Below are 15,454 nucleotides of genomic sequence, written 5' to 3'. Positions count from 1 at the left end.
CAGCCCCCGTCCTGCGGCTGCGGCGCCGAGATGGAGCATCTGCTCACGGTGGCGAGCTGGGAGTTCTCCCGCGGCGACGAGCACCCGGGGCGCCGCGTGCAGAACCCAGCCGGCCTCATGCTCGGTGATGTCGGCGGCATCTACCTGTTCACCTGCCCGGTGTGCCCCGGCCGCCCGTTCGCCTACCGCTTCGACTGCTCCTGAGATTCAGTCCTCGACGCCGTACGCCTCGAACGCGTAGACGCCCGGCGCGGCCTTCTCGACCTCGGCGGCGACCCGTTCCCCCTCGGCCACCCAGATGTCGTCCTGATCCCGCTGGATCGGCGCCGGCATCTGGCCGTAGACATAGCCCGAGTAGAGCAGAACTCCCAGCGGCTCGCCATGCAGTCGCGGCCGCGCCGGCTGCCCGTTCTCGTCCTTGAGCCGCAGCCGCGCCACCGCCTCCGTCACCAGCCCGAGCACCCGCTCCCACTCCTCATCGGTCACATCAGCGCCGTCACGGCGGGACACAAAGATCGCTGGACCGTACGCGGACACGCGGTACTCCTTCAGTAGACGACGTACGGCGACCGACCGCGGAATGAATGTAGACCACTCCAGGCGTTCCGGCTGGGCGACGTTCTCGGTCGCGTGCGCTACCGCCGTAAGGTCCTGTGGCATGGTCAGCCTCGCGGAACCGGAGCCCATCGACGGCGTCATCTTCGACTTTCACGGCACTCTGGTCGACGGGGGTGACGCCGGGCGCTGGGTCGGCGACGCGCTCCGCCATCTGGCGGAGAGTGGGAGCGGTGAGCCGGTGCCGGAGGCGGGTGAGGTCGCCGCGCTGACCGCTCATCTCGACGAGATCTGGCGGCACGCTCACACGATCGACCCCGGCAGCGAGCGTGATCTCGATCCGGAGCTTCACCGGGAGGTCTTCGGACGGGCCGTTGCGCTGTGCCCTGGGGTGGGCCCGGAGCTGATCGGCGCGCTCTACGCGGTGATGGCGGATCAGTGGACCGTCTTCGAGGACACGGCCCCCGTTCTTCGAGGGCTCAAGGCCCGTGGTGTCCGGACCGTCGTGGTGTCCAACATCGCCGTGGACATTCGTCCCTGTCTCAAGCGGGGCGGCGTCGACGATCTGCTCGACGGCTTGGTGCTGTCCTTTGAAGTGGGTCTCGTCAAGCCCGATCCGGCCATCTATGAACGCGCGCTGGAGGTGCTCGGGGTTCCCGGCCGGCGGGCGCTGATGGTGGGTGACAGCGTCCGGGATGATGTCGGTGGCGTACCCCTGAAGATCCGAACCTTGATCCTGCCCCGGACCGAAGGGGCGGTGCACGGGCTCGGGACGGTCCTGCGGATGGCCTGGAGAGCGTAGATTGTGGTCCATGTCTCGAGACTTTGTGGTGGTGCTGCGGGGCTACAACCGGACCGAGGTCGATCAGGTCGTCTCGCTCGCGGAGGAGGCGCTCGCCTCCGGGAACTCGGTGTCGCAGGCGGCGGCGCGGACGGCGATCAGTGAGGCCCGCTTCTCCGTGGCGCTTCGGGGATACGACCGCGGCGCCGTCGACCAGGAGCTGGGGCGGCTGCTCCAGGTCCTCGGGTAAAGCCATGCGTGTCGTGGAGGTCACCGCGCTCGGCGGTCCCGAGGTTCTGCAGCTGGTCGAGCGGCCCGATCCGGTGCCGGGCGAGGGGCAGATTCTCGTACGGGTCCTCGCCGCCACCGTCAACCCGGCCGACGTCGCCGCCCGGGTCGGGCAGATTCCGGGCGGGCCGGTGCCGCCGCCGTTCCGGCTGGGGTGGGACATCGCGGGCGAGGTGGTGACCGGCGACGGCGATCTGCCGGCCGGCACCCGGGTCGCCGGGATGATCCCGTGGCATCTGACCCGCGGCGAGACCGGTGGTTACGCCGAGCTGGTCGCGGTGGACGCCGATTCGATGGTGCCGCTGCCGGACGGGCTCGACCCGGTCGTGGCGGCCACCGTTCCGCTGAACGGGCTCACCGCGCACCGGGCGCTCGACGTCATGGAGCTGACCGGGCCGACCACGATCCTGGTCACCGGGGCCAGCGGCGGCGTGGGTGGCTTCGCCGCTCAGCTGGCGCTGAAGCGGGGCCACATGGTGCTCGCGTGCGCCACCCACGACGACGAGGAATGGGTGCGCGGGCTGGGCGTGCACAGTGTGATCCCGCGCGGGGCCGAGCTCGACCGGCCGGTGCCGGCCGTGGTCGACGCGATTCCGCTGGGCGGCCTCAAGGGCGAAGTGGTAGTGGCGACCCGCCCGATCGAGGACGACGGCCACACCCTCGTCCTCGTCGAGCCCGACCGCGATGCTCTGCGTGAGCTGATCGCGGCCGTGGCCGACGGGACGCTCAAGACCCGGGTCGCCGACACCTTCCCCTTGGCGGCGGCGGCCGATGCTCACCGCCGCCTCGAGAGTGGCGGGGTCAGGGGAAAGCTGGTGCTGACTATGACCGCGGACGCAACCTGAGGCCCTGCATGCCGCCGTCGACGGCCAGCGCCACGCCGGTGGTGGCCGAGGCGAACGGGCTCGCCAGATAGGCGATGGCCGCGGCGACCTCCTCGACCGTCACCAGGCGGCCGCTCGGCTGCCGGGCGGCGAGGGCGGCGCGCTCGGCCGACGGGTCGTCCGCCTTCTCCAGCAGGCGCCCGATCCACGGCGTGTCGGCGGTTCCCGGGTTCACGCAGTTGACCCGGATGCCCTCGGGCAGGTGGTCGGCGGCCATGGCCAGGGTCAGCGACTGCACCGCGCCCTTGGTCGCCGAATAGAGGGCGCGCTGCGGCAGCCCGGCGGTGGCGGCGATCGAGCAGACGTTGACGATGGCGCCGTGCTCGGAGCGCCTCAGGAACGGCAGAGCGGCCCGGCTCGTACGGACCATGCCCTGCACATTGACGTCGAAGACGCGCCGCCACTCGGCGTCGTCGTTGTCCTCGACCGTGCCCTGGGCGCCGATGCCGGCGTTGTTGACGACGATGTCGATGCCGCCGAGCTCGGCCGCCGCCTGCTCCACGGCCGCGCGCACCGAGGCGTCGTCGGTGACGTCGGCCTTCAGCCCCAGCAGCGGCTTGTCGACCGACGGGTTGAGGTCGAGGCAGGCCACCTGTGCGCCCCGGCCGGCCAGCAGCTGCGCGGTGGCCAGGCCGATGCCGGACGCGCCGCCGGTGACGATGGCGGTCAGTCCCTGGAATTCAGACATTACGAGGGGCCTTTCACAGTCGTGGATCCACGAGAACCTTCGGCCCGCCGTCGTAGCGGCGGCCTTCGAACACTTCGACGATCTCCTCCAGGCCCACCGTGGCCGCGACCAGCGGCCGCGGGTCGACGGCGCCCGAGGCGTACGCCTCAATCGCTCCGGAGAGCCCGGCCGACGCACCCAGAATGCCCACCGCGGTGACGTCCTTGAGCACCAGTGAACGGGTGTCGATCGTGCTGGGGGTGGAGGAGAGTCCGATGTAGACGACGCGCCCGCCCGGCTCGACCTGGTGCAGGGCCAGGGAAGGCGACGTCGTGGCGTTGGTGGCGTCGACGACGCCGTCCCAGGGGCCGTCCGGCAGCGTCTCCCGGGTCCAGACGTCGGTGAAGCCGAGCTCGCGCGCCTTGGCCAGACCCGCGGGCAACCCCATCAGGTGGACGGTGGCTCCCCGGGCCCGGGCGAACAGGGCCGCCAGCAGCCCGATCGTCCCGGTGCCCAGCACCAGCAGCCGATCGCCGGCCGCGACGTCGGCGGCCAGGACACTGCGCAGCGCGTTGCCGCCCGGCTCGACCATCGCGCCCGCCTCGACGCCCACTGTGGACGGCAACGCGTGCAGGAACCGCGCCGGATAGGCCAACTGCTGGGCCAGCGCGCCGGGCAGGCCGCGGATTCCCAGCTCCCGCAACGATTCGCAGACCCAGTGGCGCCCGCGCCGGCAGCGCCGGCACTGCCCACAGCCGATCATCGTGTCGCCGGTGACCCGCCGGCCCAGCCACGAGGGGTCGACGCCGTCGCCGAGCGCGGTGACCACGCCGCACCACTCGTGGCCGGGCCGGATCGGATAGGAGGACTCGCCCGTCTCCAGATAGCTCATCGCCCCGGTGAACAGCTCGACGTCGGTGCCGCAGACGCCGACCCGGTCGACGTCGATGACCACCTGGCCAGGCTGGGCGACCGGCGGCGGCACCTCCTCGACAGTGGCCTTGCCGGGGCCGGTGAAGACGAGCGCTCGCATCAGCGGGGGCCGACCACGTTCTGCCGGGCGGTGCCGAGGCGGGCGATGCCGAGCTCCATCACGTCGCCGGGCTTGAGGTAGACCGGCGGCTTCATGCCGAGGCCGACGCCGGGCGGGGTGCCGGTGTTGATGAGGTCGCCCGGCTCCAGCACCAGGAACTGCGACAGGTAGTGCACGATGAAGTACGGGTCGAAGATCATCGTCTTGGTGTTGCCGGTCTGCCGGCGCACGCCGCTGACGTCCAGGAACATGTCCAGGTCGCGGACGTCGGCGATCTCGTCCGTCGTGGCCAGCCACGGACCGGCCGGGTTGAACGTCTCGGCCGACTTGCCCTTGGACCACTGGCCGCCGCGTTCCTGCTGGAACTCACGCTCGGAGACGTCGTTGACGAGCACGTAGCCGGCGATGGCGTCGCGGGCCTGCTCGACCGAGTCCAGATAGGACGTCCGGGAGCCGATGACGATGCCGAGCTCGACCTCCCAGTCCGTCTTGACGGAGTTACGCGGGATGCGGACGTCGTCGTTCGGCCCGATGAGCGTGTTCGGCGACTTGGTGAACAGGATCGGCTCGTCCGGCACGGCGGCGCCGGTCTCGGCCGCGTGGTCGCTGTAGTTCAGGCCGATGCACAGGATCTGGTGCGGGCGGGCGATCGGCGCGCCGATCCGGACGTCACCGAAGGGCAGCACGTCTCCCGTCGCGATCCGCTCCGCGACCGGCTCGGCCAGGCGGGCCAGACCGCCCGAACCGAAGAAGCGCTCGTCGAAGTCGGCGGTCAGGTCGGACACGTCGACGTAGTGACCCTCGTCGGCGCGGACGACCGGCTTCTCGGCGCCGGGGGCGCCGATACGCATGAGCAACACGTGTTTCTCCCTAGTGGTGCCAGTACGGCGTGTGCAGGCCGGCTGCGCCGACCCGCGCGGTGAACAGCGGGCCCTCGGCGGCCGTGATCACGAGGACGTCGAGATCGGGCCCGGCGAAGGCGGCGCTGGTCGTCTTCGGCGCTGGAACGGTGACGGTGGCGAGAAGCTCACCGCGGGGCGTGAAGCAGCGCACCTCGCCCCGCTCGTGGACGGCGATCCAGAGGTTGCCGGCGCTGTCGACGCACAGCCCGTCGGGCAGCCCGTCGGTGATCCGGAACAGCTCGTGGCGCGCCCCGCCCGGATAGTCGCGCTCGTAGACGACACCCGGGATGGAGTCGATGCTGTAGAGGCGGTCGCCGGCCGGGCTCCAGGCGAGCCCGTTCGACAGGGTCAGGTCGTCGTCGAGCACGGCGATGCCGCTGCCGTCCCAGCGCAGCAGGCGCTCCTGCCCCTGACGGCCGTCGAGGGCCATGCCGCCGACCACGAAACGGCCCTGCGGGTCGACCGCGCCGTCGTTGAGGCGGCTGCCCTCGCCGTCGATCACGCGGACCAGGCGCTCGCGGCTGCCGTCGGGGCGTACCCAGGTCAAGTGGTGTCTTTCCGCGACGAGCAGGTCGCCGTCACGGGCCACGGCGACCGCGCAGGCGAGATCGTTGAACTGCCAGGTCTCGGTCACGCGGACGGCGTCGGTGCGGCGGTCGAGCTTGCCCGCGCAGACCAGGCCGGCCTCGATGTCGACCCAGAGGAGCCGGTTCCGGTCGCGGTCCCAGAGGGGTCCTTCTCCCAGGGTGTACGTCTGTGAGCAGGCTTCCCGGGCTTCAAAGATCATCGAAAGCCCCCCAACGCCGACCCCGCCCTTCCCAAGGGGGAGCCCCCGCTGGTCATTCTCCCGGAAAAATGGCCGTCCGCGCTGAGCGCCTGTGGACAACGCGGAACTGTGGACAACGCCGGCCCCAAGCCGCTCATGCCGTACCCTCCACGATCGCCCGGATCACCGGCACGTCCTCGACGAGCCGGTCGAGCGGCGTCCGATAAGCCAGCGCGCTCACGCTCACAGCCCCGCTCGGCGCCGACGGTGAGTTCAGGAACACCGGCACCGCCAGGCAGTTCACGCCCGCCTCGTTCTCCTGGTTGTCGACCCCGAAGCCGCGCTCCCGGGTGCGCTCCAACTCGGCGTACAGCGCGGTGGCCGTTCCGATCGACGTCGGCGTGGGTGTCGTCAGCGCAATGTCGCCGATCCACTCCCGCACCGCCTCTTCACTGCGGAGAATGCCAGACAGGAGAAGCTTGCCGACCGCCGTCGTGTGGGCCGCGTTGCGGCCGCCGACGACCGAGGAGAGGCGCACGGCCCCGGTCGGCGGGTCGAGTTTCGAGCGGTAGACGACCCAGCGGCCGTCGAGCGTCGCGTAGTGGGCGGTCTCGCCGTAACGCTCGCTGAGCGCCTGGAGCACGGGCAGGACCCGCACGTGGTCGGGCCGGGCCTCGTGGTGGGCGAAGGCGAGGCGCAGGAACTCGTCGCCGAGCACGTAGCGCCCGTGACCGTCCTGGGCCGCGAAACCGGCCCGGCGCAGGGAGGCGAGGGCGCGGTGCACGGTGGGTTTGGGGCTGGCCATGGCGCGGGCCATCTCGTCGAGACCGACGCCGTCGGCGTGCCGGGCGAGCTCGGCCAGGACGGCCAGCACGCGGTCGGCGCCGACCAGTCGTGCCTCGTCCTGCGTCTCGGTCATGTTCCGAATATTAGACCGATGTTCCGTCATCGTGAAAGAGGGCTTCTCCATCGGTACCGAAGGGGGTTAGAGTCCGGCCATGCGGAGCGCTGAGTGGTACGGCGGCAACGATCGCAACAGCTACATCCACCGGGCCTGGATGCGGCGAGGGCTGCCGGCCGACGCCTTCGACGGCCGGCCGCACATCGCGATCGCCAACACGGCGAGCGACCTGACCCCGTGCAACGCCCACCTCAACGAGGTCGCCGAGTCGGTGAAGAGCGGCATCTACCAGGCCGGCGGGATCGCACTGAACCTGCCGGTGGTGTCGCTCGGCGAGACGCAGGTGCGGCCCACGGCGATGCTGTGGCGCAACATGGCCGCGATGGCCATCGAGGAGATGCTGCGGGCCAATCCGATCGACGGCGTCGTGCTGCTCGGCGGCTGCGACAAGACGATCCCGTCGCTGCTCATGGCCGCGTCCTCGGTCGATCTGCCGGCCGTCGTCGTGCCGGGCGGCCCGATGCTCACCGGCACCTTCCGAGGCGTACCCCTGGGCTGTGGCACCGATGTCTGGAAACTCTCGGAGGAGGTGCGCGCCGGAACGCTGAGCGCGGCCGAGTTCACCCGGTCCGAGTCTTCGATGATCCGCAGCCGCGGGCACTGCAACACCATGGGCACGGCCTCGACCATGGGGCTGCTGGCCGAGGTGCTCGGCATGACGCTGCCGGGCATCGCGGGCACCCCGGCGCCGGACAGCCGCCTGCTGGAGATGTCGCACGAGACCGGCCTGCTCATCGTGGAGATGGTGCAGAAGGAGCGGCGGCCGTCGACCGTTCTGAGCCGGGGCTCGTTCCTGAACGCGATCGTGGCGCTGGCTGCCCTCGGCGGATCGACGAACGCGGTGGTGCACCTGCTCGCCATCGCCGGGCGGCTCGGCATCGAGCTGACCCAGGACGATTTCGACGCGGTCGGGTCGGAGGTGCCGCTGCTGGTCGACCTGCTGCCGGCCGGCCGGTTCCTGATGGACGACTTCTACCGGGCGGGCGGGTTGCACGCGGTGCTCACCGAGATCCGCGACCTGCTCGATCCGGCCGCGCTGACGGTCACCGGGCGGCCGCTGACGGACTATCTGGAAACCGCTTTGGTGTACGACCGTGAGGTGATCCGGGCCCGGGAGGAGCCGCTGATCCCGGCCGCCGGCATCGCGGTGCTCTACGGAAACCTGGCCCCGGACGGGGCCGTCATCAAACCGGCCGCGGCGTCGCCGTCGCTCCTGCAACATCGGGGGCCGGCGGTCGTCTTCGACTCGGTGGAGGACCTGCACGCCCGGCTCGACGATCCGGATCTGGAGGTGACCGCCGATTCCGTCCTCGTACTGCGCGGTTGTGGCCCGAAGGGCTATCCGGGCATGCCCGAGGTGGCCAACATGCCGCTGCCGGCCAAGCTGCTCGAGCTCGGCGTCCGCGACATGGTGCGCATCTGCGACGGGCGGATGAGCGGGACGGCGTACGGCACGGTGGTCCTGCACGTCGCGCCGGAGGCGGCCGCGGGCGGGCCGCTGTCGCTGGTGCGGACCGGCGACATGATCGTGCTCGACGTGCCGGCCCGGCAGCTTTATGTCGACGTCCCGGACGCCGAGCTGCTGGCGCGCGCGCCTTCGGCGGCCACCGTCGAGGCCTTCGCCGCCCCGAAGCGCGGGTGGGAGAAGCTCTACGTGGACACGGTCGGCCAGGCCAACACCGGGGCCGACCTCGACTTCCTCATCGGCTCGAGCGGGGATCGGGTGTCACGCGAGTCGCACTGAGCGCCTGCTGGCGTGGCACCGACCGGCGCCGGGCGGTGACGCCGGCCAGGATCAGGTCGACGCCGGCCAGGAACTGATCGCGGTCGTCGTGGGCCGGTAGCTGGCCCGCGACGGACCGGATGAACGGGAACTCGGCGGCGTCCAGGCCCGCCCACTCGGCCGCGATCGCGCCCAGGAACTCCGGCCGGTTCGTGCCCGGCGCCACCGCGCGGGCCAGCGCCGCGTTCTGCCCGGCCACGCCCAGGATGTAGTTGAGCAGCGCCGAGGCCCAGGTGAACTGGTCGGCCGCGGGCACGCCGAGCGCCTGAATCTGCCGCCCGACGCGCTCGAAGACACGCAGCATGGCCGGCTGGACCGGCACGCGGGACAGCTGGGCGCCGGCCCACGGGTGCTCGTCGACGGCGTCGAAGACCCCGGCCGCGAGCGCCCGGATGGCGTCCTCGGGCGTGCGCTCGGCCACCTCGGCCGCGATCGCGCCGGCCAGCACCTCGCCGGTGGCCGCCGAGAGCAGCTCGTCCTTGTTCGCCACATGCCAGTAGATGGCACCGGCGCCGGTCCGCAGCCGTGCCGCGAGCGCCCGGAACGTCAGCCCGCCCTCGCCGGCCTCGTCGAGCATCTCGATCGCCGCGGCCACGATGCGCTCGGCGGAGAGCGCGTCCTCGCGCCGCTCTGTGTTCCGCGTCCTACCTGCCATGCACCCATCTTGACATGTCCGGAACGCCGTTCCAAGCTTGTCTGGAACAACGTTCCACGGAGAGGGGTCCTCATCATGATCACGATCATCGGCGCCGGGCTCGGCGGTCTCACGCTCGCCCGCGTCCTGCACGTCAACGGCATCGCCGCCACCGTCTACGAGGCCGACGAGTCGGCCGCCGCCCGCACCCAGGGCGGCCAGCTCGACATCCACGAGCACAACGGCCAGAAGGCCCTGCACGACGCCGGCCTGTACGACCGGTTCCGCACCCTGATCCACGCCGGCGCCGAGGCCACGCGCGTCCTCGCCCACGACGGGACGGTGCTGCTCGACCAGCCAGACGACGGCACCGGCCACCGGCCCGAGATCCTCCGCGGCGATCTGCGGCGCATGCTGCTCGACTCCCTGCCCGAGGGCACCGTGCGGTGGGGCCACAAGGTGACCGCCGTCCGCGCGCTCGGCGACGGCCGCCACGAGGTCACCTTCGCCGACGGCACGACCGTCACGGCCGAGGTGCTGGTCGGTGCCGATGGGGCCTGGTCACGCGTACGCCCACTGCTCTCCCCGGCCAAGCCGGAGTACTACGGGACGTCGTTCGTCGAGACCTACCTGTACGACGCCGACGAGCGCCACCCGGCCGCCGCGAAGGCGGTCGGCGAGGGCGCGCTGCTGGCCCCCGAGCCCGGCCGGGGCATCCAGGCCCACCGCGAGGCGAACGGCGTGCTGCACACCTACGTGTCGCTGGCCCGCCCCCAGGAGTGGTTCGCCGCCATCGACTTCACCGACGCCACCGAGGCGGCCACCCGGGTGGCCGCCGAGTTCGACGGTTGGGCGCCGGAGCTGACCGCCCTGATCACCGACGGCGAGACCGCGCCGGTGCTGCGCCCCATCTTCGCCCTGCCGATCGGCCACCGCTGGCCCCGCACTCCCGGCGTGACCTTGCTGGGCGACGCCGCCCACCTTTCCCCGCCGAACGGCGAGGGAGCGAACTTGGCCATGTACGACGGCGCCCAGCTGGCCAAGGCCATCGCCACCCACCCCGGCGACGTCGAGGCCTCCCTCGCGGAGTACGAGAGTGCCCTCTTCCCCCGCTCGGAGGAGGAGGCCGTCGAGGCTGCCCGCGACTTCGAGATGGTCACCGGCGCCGGAACCCCGGGAAGCCTGGTCACGCTGTTCACCGCGCCCCAGCCCTCCTGAGCTCAGGGGGTGGCGCGGGAGGCCGCCGGCGGGCAGCATGGCGGGGTGTTCGAGATCAACGCGCTCCCCCAGGCACGGAAGAAGGCTCAGGACCTGGCCGAGGCGGGCGATGCCGAGGGCGCGCGCGACCTGCTCGAACAAGTGGTGGAGAGCAACCGCGCGGCCCTGGCCGAGGGCGATCCCGCGCTGCTGGCGGCCATGCGCGACCTGGCCACCCTGCACGCCCGCGCCGGCGACCCGATGGCCGCCCGGCGGTTCCTAGAGGAGGCCCGGGCCGCGGGCCATCGGCTGCCACCGGCCGATCCTCTCGCGGTCATGCTGGCCTACGACCTGGCCACCGTGGCCGAGGAACTGGGCAATCGCCACGTGGCCCGGACCAGCTTCGCCGAGGTGGCCACCCACGGCCCAGCGGCCCTGGGCCAGGACCATTTGGCGGTCGAGCGGGCCCGCGCCTATCTGAACGACGAGCCGGCCGCGAGCCGGCCCGCCGCCGCGCTGCCCACATCGGGCTCGCCGGCTTCCGCCCTCACATTCACCGGGCCGACGAATCTGGGCCGGTCGCCGGGGACCTCGAGCAGGAAGTCGTGGATCATCGCGGCGGCGGGAATCCTGGTCGGCTCGGTGATCGCGGCGACGGCGATACTCGCTCGCCCCGGAGATCCGATGCAGACGGCCGCCCCTGTCGCAACGGGGGCCGCGGCGCGGGTCGAGGCCCAGAACCCACCAGGCGCCGTCCCCGGCGCCGTCCCACCCGCCGTCCCCTCGGCTCCGCCGGCGACGAGCACCGCCCCGGCCACAGCGGCCTCGGCCACGCCGACGACAAATCACCCGCAAACGGCCTCGACCGCCACGAAACCACCCGCAAAGCCACCCGCGGCAACCACAGCCCCGGCAAAGCCGGGGGCTCCCGCCAAAACGCGCATCGTGGCACCGGCGAACGGCAGCAAAGTGCCCTATCCGTTCGACGCCCGGTTCGCGGTTTCTCCGGCCGATGTCAAGGCGACCGGCACCGTTCTCGCCGTGCTCGTCTGCGTGAACGGGCGCTGCTATCTCGACGGGAAGGTGGACATCGTCGAGGGCGTCGCCGCGCCGTACACGATCTATCTCGGATCCACCAAGCCCGAAGGCACCGGCATCGCCTGGAGTCTGCGGCTAGATCGGCTGCCGGCCGCCACCTACTCCGCCCTGATCGCCGAGCGCGAAGCCCGCTGGACCGACGGCTCGTGGGGTGACAAGGGCACCACCCTCAGCCGGCTCAACCACACGCCGGTCAGCGCCGTCTCCGTGATCAAGACAGGAGCTTGAGGAGCTCGTCGCGATCGGTCAGCACCTCGCGCAGGATGCGCCGGCCGGCGGCCAGCAGGTCGGCCACCGCGGTGGTGCTCAAGGCGTACATCACCTGGCCTTTGTCTCTGAACGAGACCACCACGCCGGCCCGCCGGAGGACCGCCAGCTGCTGCGACAGGCCCGAGGCCTCGACGTCGATCTCGGACAGCAGGTCGCGCACCGGCAGCGGGCCGTCCTGGAGGAGCTCGAGGACGCGGATGCGGACCGGATGGCCGAGCACCCGGAACATCTCCGCTTTCGCCTGATACAGCGGCACCGACACGCGCACTCCATAAAGACCCGAATTGCAAACAACTGCAACTTCTTCGGTGTACGACCTGAGCTTCGTCTCACACCGCGGCACCGACCGGACAGCGAGTGCGACGAGACATCGAAAAGGTCGGACACCATCGGGTCAGGCGACGACACTGTGGAGGGTCGACATGGCGGAGATGGACGTGGCGCTCAAGGACGCGCTGCAGGTCGGCGGGGCGATCGGGGCGGCCGTCGTCGATCACGGCAGCGGCATGGCGCTCGGCACGGCGGGCGGCACCAACGATCTCGACGTGGCGGTGGCGGCCGCGGTCAACACCGAGGTGCTGCGAGCCAAGCTGCGCACGATGGACATGCTCGGCATCCAGGAGCGGATCGAGGACATCCTGGTCACGCTGGACTCGCAATATCACCTGATGCGGCCGGTGACCGGGCGCAACGGGCAGGGGCTGTTCATCTATCTGGTGCTGCGGCGGGACAACGCCAACCTGGCGATGGCCCGCCACAAGCTCCGGATCATCGAGCAGACGCTCGAGGTCTAAGCGGCCGGCACGACGTCCTCCGGGTAGGCGGTGCCGAGCTCGGAGAACACGGCCGCGTTGAGGCGGAACGCCAGCTGGGCCTCGTCGATCGTGGCGGCGGCCTCGTCGTCGGTGAAGGGCAGCGCGTCCAGCCGCGCCCGGTACGCGATCTTGTACGTGCGGGCGTCCTCGATGCCGTCGAACGAGTAGAACCGCGTGCCGGCGCGGCCCAGGGCGTACGTCTGGGCCACCGACTTGCCGACGAGCTGTCCGCCGCTGAGATCGCCCAGATAACGCACGTAGTGGTGCGCGATGAAATGGGGCGCGCTGTCGTGCGCGTACGACCGTAACCGCGCGACGTACTGCTTGGTGGCCTCGGCCGGCACGATCGCCGACTCCCAGCCCGGTCCGTACAGGTGGGCCAGGTCGGCTTCGAGCGTCTTCACGCGGAACAGCGCCGGGTCGGCGAACGCGCGGCCGTTCTCGTTCGCGCGCATGGCGACGGCGGCCGCTTCCAGCTCGCGGTAGATGTAGAGGTACTGCGCGGTGAGGGCGGCGAAACCCTCGCGGGACACCGATCCGGCCATCAGGCGCGAGATGAAGCTGCGGTTCTCGGCCTCACGGTGCTCGACCATGGTGGCGCGGCGGAGACGGGCGGCGAAATCGCTCATGGGGTCACGTCCTTGGCGAGTGTGCGACGACGGGCGAACCGGACTAGGAGATAGAGCAGGCCGGCACCGAGCAGGGCGATCAGCGCCCACGGCCAGGCCCACACGGTGGTGCCGCGGGCGACCGCCGGGAGCTTCTCGGCGAAATACACCGGCTGTACGTCGACACTGGCGGCCAGGCGCACGGTGGGCTGGACGCCGGTGATCTTCTCGGTGATCGTGATGGAGCCGCCGGGCAGCAGCTCCGGAATGTCCATGGCGCCGGTCTGCGCGAGCTTCCAGCCGAACGGCCCGGTCACCTTGACCGTGCCGGTGCCGCTCAGCCGCAGGTTGCCGGCGTTGCGCACGAGATAGCGCACGGTCATCGAGCCACCGTCGGCCGGGTTGGCCGACTGGCTGTACTCCATGCGGACGTTGTCGATGGTCAGCTTCGGCGCGACCGCCCCGGCCACGGTCAGGTAGACGCGGGCGGCGACCCGCTGGTCGACCAGCACCTTCTGGCCGTCGGCGCCGGTCTGCTCCTGGGCGATGGAGGTGACCACCCCGCCGGCGTGGTCGCCGGGCGTCGCGTTGGCCGGCACGCTGACCGAGAACGGCACGTCGAGGCGGGTGTTCGCGGGCACTGTGTACTTCGCGGCGGCCAGGCCGATCCACGAGCCGACATCGGTGGGCTTCTGCGCGGCGGCCAGCAGCGAGAACGACCCGTCCTCGGTGGTGAAGGCGTCCGTTCCGTACACACTGAAGGTCAGGGGTTTCGCGGTCAGGTTGGTGATGCCGACGTAGTCGGTGAGCCGCTCGCCGGGCGCGGCCCGCCGGATGACGTAGTCGCGGCCGTCCGGGCCCTTCGCGGTGGAGGGCTGCACGGACCAGCGCACGCCGTCCGCCTTGACGGCCGCCCGCGCCGGGGCCGGGGCCAGCACCAACAGAAGAACGGCGGCTAGGGCGCCTCGGACGATCATGTTGCTCCTTACGATGTACCAAGCCGGCCGGGGATAATTTCGGTATCCCCGGCCGGTCCGCCCTTTTAAGCGAGCGTCAGGGTGAGAACCGCGCTGTACTCACCGGCCGCGCTGGACTCGGGCACGCCGAGTTCGAGCGCGGCACCGCAGGTGGAGCTGCCGAGGCTGCTCCCCGTCGCGGCCTTGCAGAGGGTGTGGCTGGTGCCCAGGCCGGAGCCGGGGGCAGCCGGGCTACCCGGGGTGACCGCGTTCTGCACACCGGCGGCCGCCTGGAGGCTGCTGCCGGCGACCGCGGCGGTCGGCGTCCAACCGAGGTTGTTCGCCGGGATGGCGCCGCCGGCCGCCGACCTGAAGTCGGTGACCTGGCCGACCAGGTCCCAGCCGGAGTTGGTGCCCCGCAGGTCGCTGACCGTGACCGCGTTCAGGTTTCCGGTCGCCGACTGGCCCGGCGTCGCCGCCGAGAGGGCCACCTGCGAACCGGAGGAGGTCAGCGTCAGCGCGCCACCGGTGACCGCCGCCTTGATCGTCTGCGACGCCGAGTTGCCGCCCTGACCAGGGTCGGTCGGGTCGGTCGGGTCGGTCGGATCGGTCGGGTCGGTCGCCGAGGCGGAGGCCGACGCCGTCACCGGGTCGAGCGCCGTGCCGGCCGTGTAGAAACCGGCGAAGGCGCTGGCCCCGGCTGCGGTGAGGGTGGCGCCCAGGTTCGAGAACTTGACGGCACCGCCCTCGACCGACGGGGCCGTGGTCACCAGGGTGGCGACCTCGGCCTGGTCGAGGTGCTGGTCGGTGGTGCCGTTGTTGGCCTCGAGGTCCACATCGGCCTTGAGCGAGCCCTTGCCGTCGCCGTCCACCACGAGGGTGGGGTTGGAGACGGTGATCTCGAACAGGTGGGCCGGGTAGGAGAAGACGACGGTGCCGCCGTACTTCACCTCGGCCGTGCCCGCGGCGGCGTCGTACGTGCCGCTCTTCGCCGCGAAGGCGAACGTGCCGTCGGCGTTGCGGACGGCGCCGTTGCTCACCGCGATCGGCGGGTTGCCGTTGCCGGTGGAGACGTACGCCCGGAACGAGGCCTTGAAGCCCCAGTCCAGGGTGCCACCGCCGACGCTGACCGGAGCGGCCAGGGCGGGAGCGGTGGCGGTCAGCGCGGCGGCGGCGCCGACGGTGATCGCACCGACCCAGAGCGCGACCCGCTTCGGGCCGTGGGTTGTGCCCATGAGAGTTCCTTCCATGAAGGT

19 protein-coding genes are annotated in these 15,454 nt (G+C 71.5%); 8 read left to right on the top strand and 11 right to left on the bottom strand.

Going from position 1 to position 15,454, the window contains the following annotated elements; all coding sequences use genetic code 11:
- Positions 1-30 precede the first annotated feature (30 nt).
- Positions 31-204: a hypothetical protein gene (locus ACQP2X_RS21065; protein WP_498699484.1), complete on the top strand. Its 174-nt coding sequence runs from the start codon at positions 31-33 to the stop codon at positions 202-204.
- Positions 205-207: 3 nt separating this feature from the next.
- Here the strand turns inward: ACQP2X_RS21065 and ACQP2X_RS21060 are convergent, their stop codons facing one another.
- Positions 208-537 (bottom strand): hypothetical protein, encoded by a 330-nt coding sequence (locus ACQP2X_RS21060; protein WP_498699482.1) that lies wholly within the window; start codon positions 535-537, stop codon positions 208-210.
- 121 nt (positions 538-658) lie between these two features.
- Here ACQP2X_RS21060 and ACQP2X_RS21055 point away from each other — a divergent pair, with 121 nt between their 5' ends.
- The 3 genes from ACQP2X_RS21055 to ACQP2X_RS21045 are packed head-to-tail and all read left to right on the top strand — an operon-like array spanning position 659 to position 2,469.
- A complete protein-coding gene (locus ACQP2X_RS21055) occupies positions 659-1,357 on the top strand; it encodes an HAD family hydrolase (protein WP_498699480.1) in 699 nt (232 codons plus the stop codon).
- 10 nt (positions 1,358-1,367) lie between these two features.
- Positions 1,368-1,586, top strand: coding sequence for a hypothetical protein (locus ACQP2X_RS21050; protein ID WP_498651778.1), 219 nt, complete (start codon positions 1,368-1,370; stop codon positions 1,584-1,586).
- A gap of 4 nt (positions 1,587-1,590) precedes the next feature.
- The gene (locus ACQP2X_RS21045) at positions 1,591-2,469 is read left to right on the top strand and encodes an NADP-dependent oxidoreductase (protein ID WP_498699478.1); all 879 of its coding nucleotides are present in this window, start codon (positions 1,591-1,593) and stop codon (positions 2,467-2,469) included.
- On the opposite strand, the gene ACQP2X_RS21040 is transcribed toward ACQP2X_RS21045, so the two are convergent.
- The 5 genes from ACQP2X_RS21040 to ACQP2X_RS21020 all read right to left on the bottom strand — a co-directional run bounded on the left by ACQP2X_RS21040 (position 2,447) and on the right by ACQP2X_RS21020 (position 6,795).
- Positions 2,447-3,196, bottom strand: a complete 750-nt coding sequence (locus ACQP2X_RS21040; protein ID WP_498699476.1) for an SDR family NAD(P)-dependent oxidoreductase — start codon at positions 3,194-3,196, stop codon at positions 2,447-2,449. The genes ACQP2X_RS21045 and ACQP2X_RS21040 overlap by 23 nt on opposite strands.
- Before the next feature lie 13 nt (positions 3,197-3,209).
- Complete coding sequence (locus tag ACQP2X_RS21035) at positions 3,210-4,208, bottom strand: zinc-dependent alcohol dehydrogenase (protein ID WP_498699473.1); 999 nt, start codon at positions 4,206-4,208, stop codon at positions 3,210-3,212.
- Positions 4,208-5,059, bottom strand: coding sequence for a fumarylacetoacetate hydrolase family protein (locus ACQP2X_RS21030; RefSeq protein WP_498700987.1), 852 nt, complete (start codon positions 5,057-5,059; stop codon positions 4,208-4,210). Before ACQP2X_RS21030 ends, ACQP2X_RS21035 begins: the two co-directional genes overlap by 1 nt.
- Before the next feature lie 19 nt (positions 5,060-5,078).
- A complete protein-coding gene (locus tag ACQP2X_RS21025; protein WP_498699471.1) occupies positions 5,079-5,897 on the bottom strand; it encodes an SMP-30/gluconolactonase/LRE family protein in 819 nt (272 codons plus the stop codon).
- 133 nt (positions 5,898-6,030) lie between these two features.
- Positions 6,031-6,795, bottom strand: a complete 765-nt coding sequence (locus ACQP2X_RS21020; protein WP_498699468.1) for an IclR family transcriptional regulator — start codon at positions 6,793-6,795, stop codon at positions 6,031-6,033.
- Between the two features lie 79 nt (positions 6,796-6,874).
- Here ACQP2X_RS21020 and ACQP2X_RS21015 point away from each other — a divergent pair, with 79 nt between their 5' ends.
- A complete protein-coding gene (locus tag ACQP2X_RS21015; protein ID WP_498699464.1) occupies positions 6,875-8,581 on the top strand; it encodes an IlvD/Edd family dehydratase in 1,707 nt (568 codons plus the stop codon).
- On the opposite strand, the gene ACQP2X_RS21010 is transcribed toward ACQP2X_RS21015, so the two are convergent.
- Positions 8,538-9,275: a TetR/AcrR family transcriptional regulator gene (locus tag ACQP2X_RS21010; protein ID WP_498699462.1), complete on the bottom strand. Its 738-nt coding sequence runs from the start codon at positions 9,273-9,275 to the stop codon at positions 8,538-8,540. The genes ACQP2X_RS21015 and ACQP2X_RS21010 overlap by 44 nt on opposite strands.
- 75 nt (positions 9,276-9,350) lie before the next feature.
- Here ACQP2X_RS21010 and ACQP2X_RS21005 point away from each other — a divergent pair, with 75 nt between their 5' ends.
- Entirely contained in the window at positions 9,351-10,472 is a 1,122-nt protein-coding gene (locus ACQP2X_RS21005) for an FAD-dependent oxidoreductase (protein WP_498699459.1), read from the top strand.
- A 45-nt stretch (positions 10,473-10,517) separates the two neighbouring features.
- Positions 10,518-11,777, top strand: coding sequence for a tetratricopeptide repeat protein (locus ACQP2X_RS21000; RefSeq protein WP_498699457.1), 1,260 nt, complete (start codon positions 10,518-10,520; stop codon positions 11,775-11,777).
- Here the strand turns inward: ACQP2X_RS21000 and ACQP2X_RS20995 are convergent.
- On the bottom strand, positions 11,761-12,081 hold the full coding sequence (locus tag ACQP2X_RS20995) for an ArsR/SmtB family transcription factor (RefSeq protein WP_498699455.1): 321 nt from the start codon (positions 12,079-12,081) through the stop codon (positions 11,761-11,763). The genes ACQP2X_RS21000 and ACQP2X_RS20995 overlap by 17 nt on opposite strands.
- Before the next feature lie 160 nt (positions 12,082-12,241).
- Between ACQP2X_RS20995 and ACQP2X_RS20990 the strand changes: the two genes are divergently transcribed.
- On the top strand, positions 12,242-12,613 hold the full coding sequence (locus ACQP2X_RS20990) for a hypothetical protein (protein ID WP_498699453.1): 372 nt from the start codon (positions 12,242-12,244) through the stop codon (positions 12,611-12,613).
- Here the strand turns inward: ACQP2X_RS20990 and ACQP2X_RS20985 are convergent.
- From ACQP2X_RS20985 to ACQP2X_RS20975, 3 genes are all read right to left on the bottom strand, one after another.
- Complete coding sequence (locus ACQP2X_RS20985; RefSeq protein WP_498699451.1) at positions 12,610-13,263, bottom strand: biliverdin-producing heme oxygenase; 654 nt, start codon at positions 13,261-13,263, stop codon at positions 12,610-12,612. The two genes, ACQP2X_RS20990 and ACQP2X_RS20985, sit on opposite strands and share 4 nt — an antisense overlap.
- Complete coding sequence (locus ACQP2X_RS20980) at positions 13,260-14,219, bottom strand: WxL protein peptidoglycan domain-containing protein (RefSeq protein WP_498699449.1); 960 nt, start codon at positions 14,217-14,219, stop codon at positions 13,260-13,262. The genes ACQP2X_RS20985 and ACQP2X_RS20980 overlap by 4 nt, the downstream gene beginning before the upstream one ends.
- A gap of 65 nt (positions 14,220-14,284) precedes the next feature.
- Positions 14,285-15,433 (bottom strand): HtaA domain-containing protein, encoded by a 1,149-nt coding sequence (locus ACQP2X_RS20975; protein WP_498699445.1) that lies wholly within the window; start codon positions 15,431-15,433, stop codon positions 14,285-14,287.
- Positions 15,434-15,454: the final 21 nt, after the last annotated feature.

It is taken from the genome of Actinoplanes sp. CA-131856, from assembly GCF_050956135.1.
Lineage (GTDB): Bacteria > Actinomycetota > Actinomycetes > Mycobacteriales > Micromonosporaceae > Actinoplanes.
The sequence above is the reverse complement of the archived record's forward strand: the minus strand, read 5'-3'. Positions and strand labels throughout refer to the sequence as shown.

Bases quoted from the DNA above. Each gene is read 5' to 3' on its own strand.
- ACQP2X_RS21015 (WP_498699464.1), top strand. From the start codon at position 6,875: ATGCGGAGCGCTGAGTGGTACGGCGGCAACGATCGCAACAGCTACATC.
- ACQP2X_RS20990 (WP_498699453.1), top strand. From the start codon at position 12,242: ATGGCGGAGATGGACGTGGCGCTCAAGGACGCGCTGCAGGTCGGCGGG.
- ACQP2X_RS21045 (WP_498699478.1), top strand. From the start codon at position 1,591: ATGCGTGTCGTGGAGGTCACCGCGCTCGGCGGTCCCGAGGTTCTGCAG.
- ACQP2X_RS20975 (WP_498699445.1), bottom strand. From the start codon at position 15,433: ATGGGCACAACCCACGGCCCGAAGCGGGTCGCGCTCTGGGTCGGTGCG.
- ACQP2X_RS21050 (WP_498651778.1), top strand. From the start codon at position 1,368: ATGTCTCGAGACTTTGTGGTGGTGCTGCGGGGCTACAACCGGACCGAG.
- ACQP2X_RS21005 (WP_498699459.1), top strand. From the start codon at position 9,351: ATGATCACGATCATCGGCGCCGGGCTCGGCGGTCTCACGCTCGCCCGC.
- ACQP2X_RS21020 (WP_498699468.1), bottom strand. From the start codon at position 6,795: ATGACCGAGACGCAGGACGAGGCACGACTGGTCGGCGCCGACCGCGTG.
- ACQP2X_RS21035 (WP_498699473.1), bottom strand. From the start codon at position 4,208: ATGCGAGCGCTCGTCTTCACCGGCCCCGGCAAGGCCACTGTCGAGGAG.
- ACQP2X_RS20980 (WP_498699449.1), bottom strand. From the start codon at position 14,219: ATGATCGTCCGAGGCGCCCTAGCCGCCGTTCTTCTGTTGGTGCTGGCC.
- ACQP2X_RS20985 (WP_498699451.1), bottom strand. From the start codon at position 13,263: ATGAGCGATTTCGCCGCCCGTCTCCGCCGCGCCACCATGGTCGAGCAC.
- ACQP2X_RS21010 (WP_498699462.1), bottom strand. From the start codon at position 9,275: ATGGCAGGTAGGACGCGGAACACAGAGCGGCGCGAGGACGCGCTCTCC.
- ACQP2X_RS21040 (WP_498699476.1), bottom strand. From the start codon at position 3,196: ATGTCTGAATTCCAGGGACTGACCGCCATCGTCACCGGCGGCGCGTCC.
- ACQP2X_RS21025 (WP_498699471.1), bottom strand. From the start codon at position 5,897: ATGATCTTTGAAGCCCGGGAAGCCTGCTCACAGACGTACACCCTGGGA.
- ACQP2X_RS21030 (WP_498700987.1), bottom strand. From the start codon at position 5,059: ATGCGTATCGGCGCCCCCGGCGCCGAGAAGCCGGTCGTCCGCGCCGAC.
- ACQP2X_RS21055 (WP_498699480.1), top strand. From the start codon at position 659: ATGGTCAGCCTCGCGGAACCGGAGCCCATCGACGGCGTCATCTTCGAC.
- ACQP2X_RS21065 (WP_498699484.1), top strand. From the start codon at position 31: ATGGAGCATCTGCTCACGGTGGCGAGCTGGGAGTTCTCCCGCGGCGAC.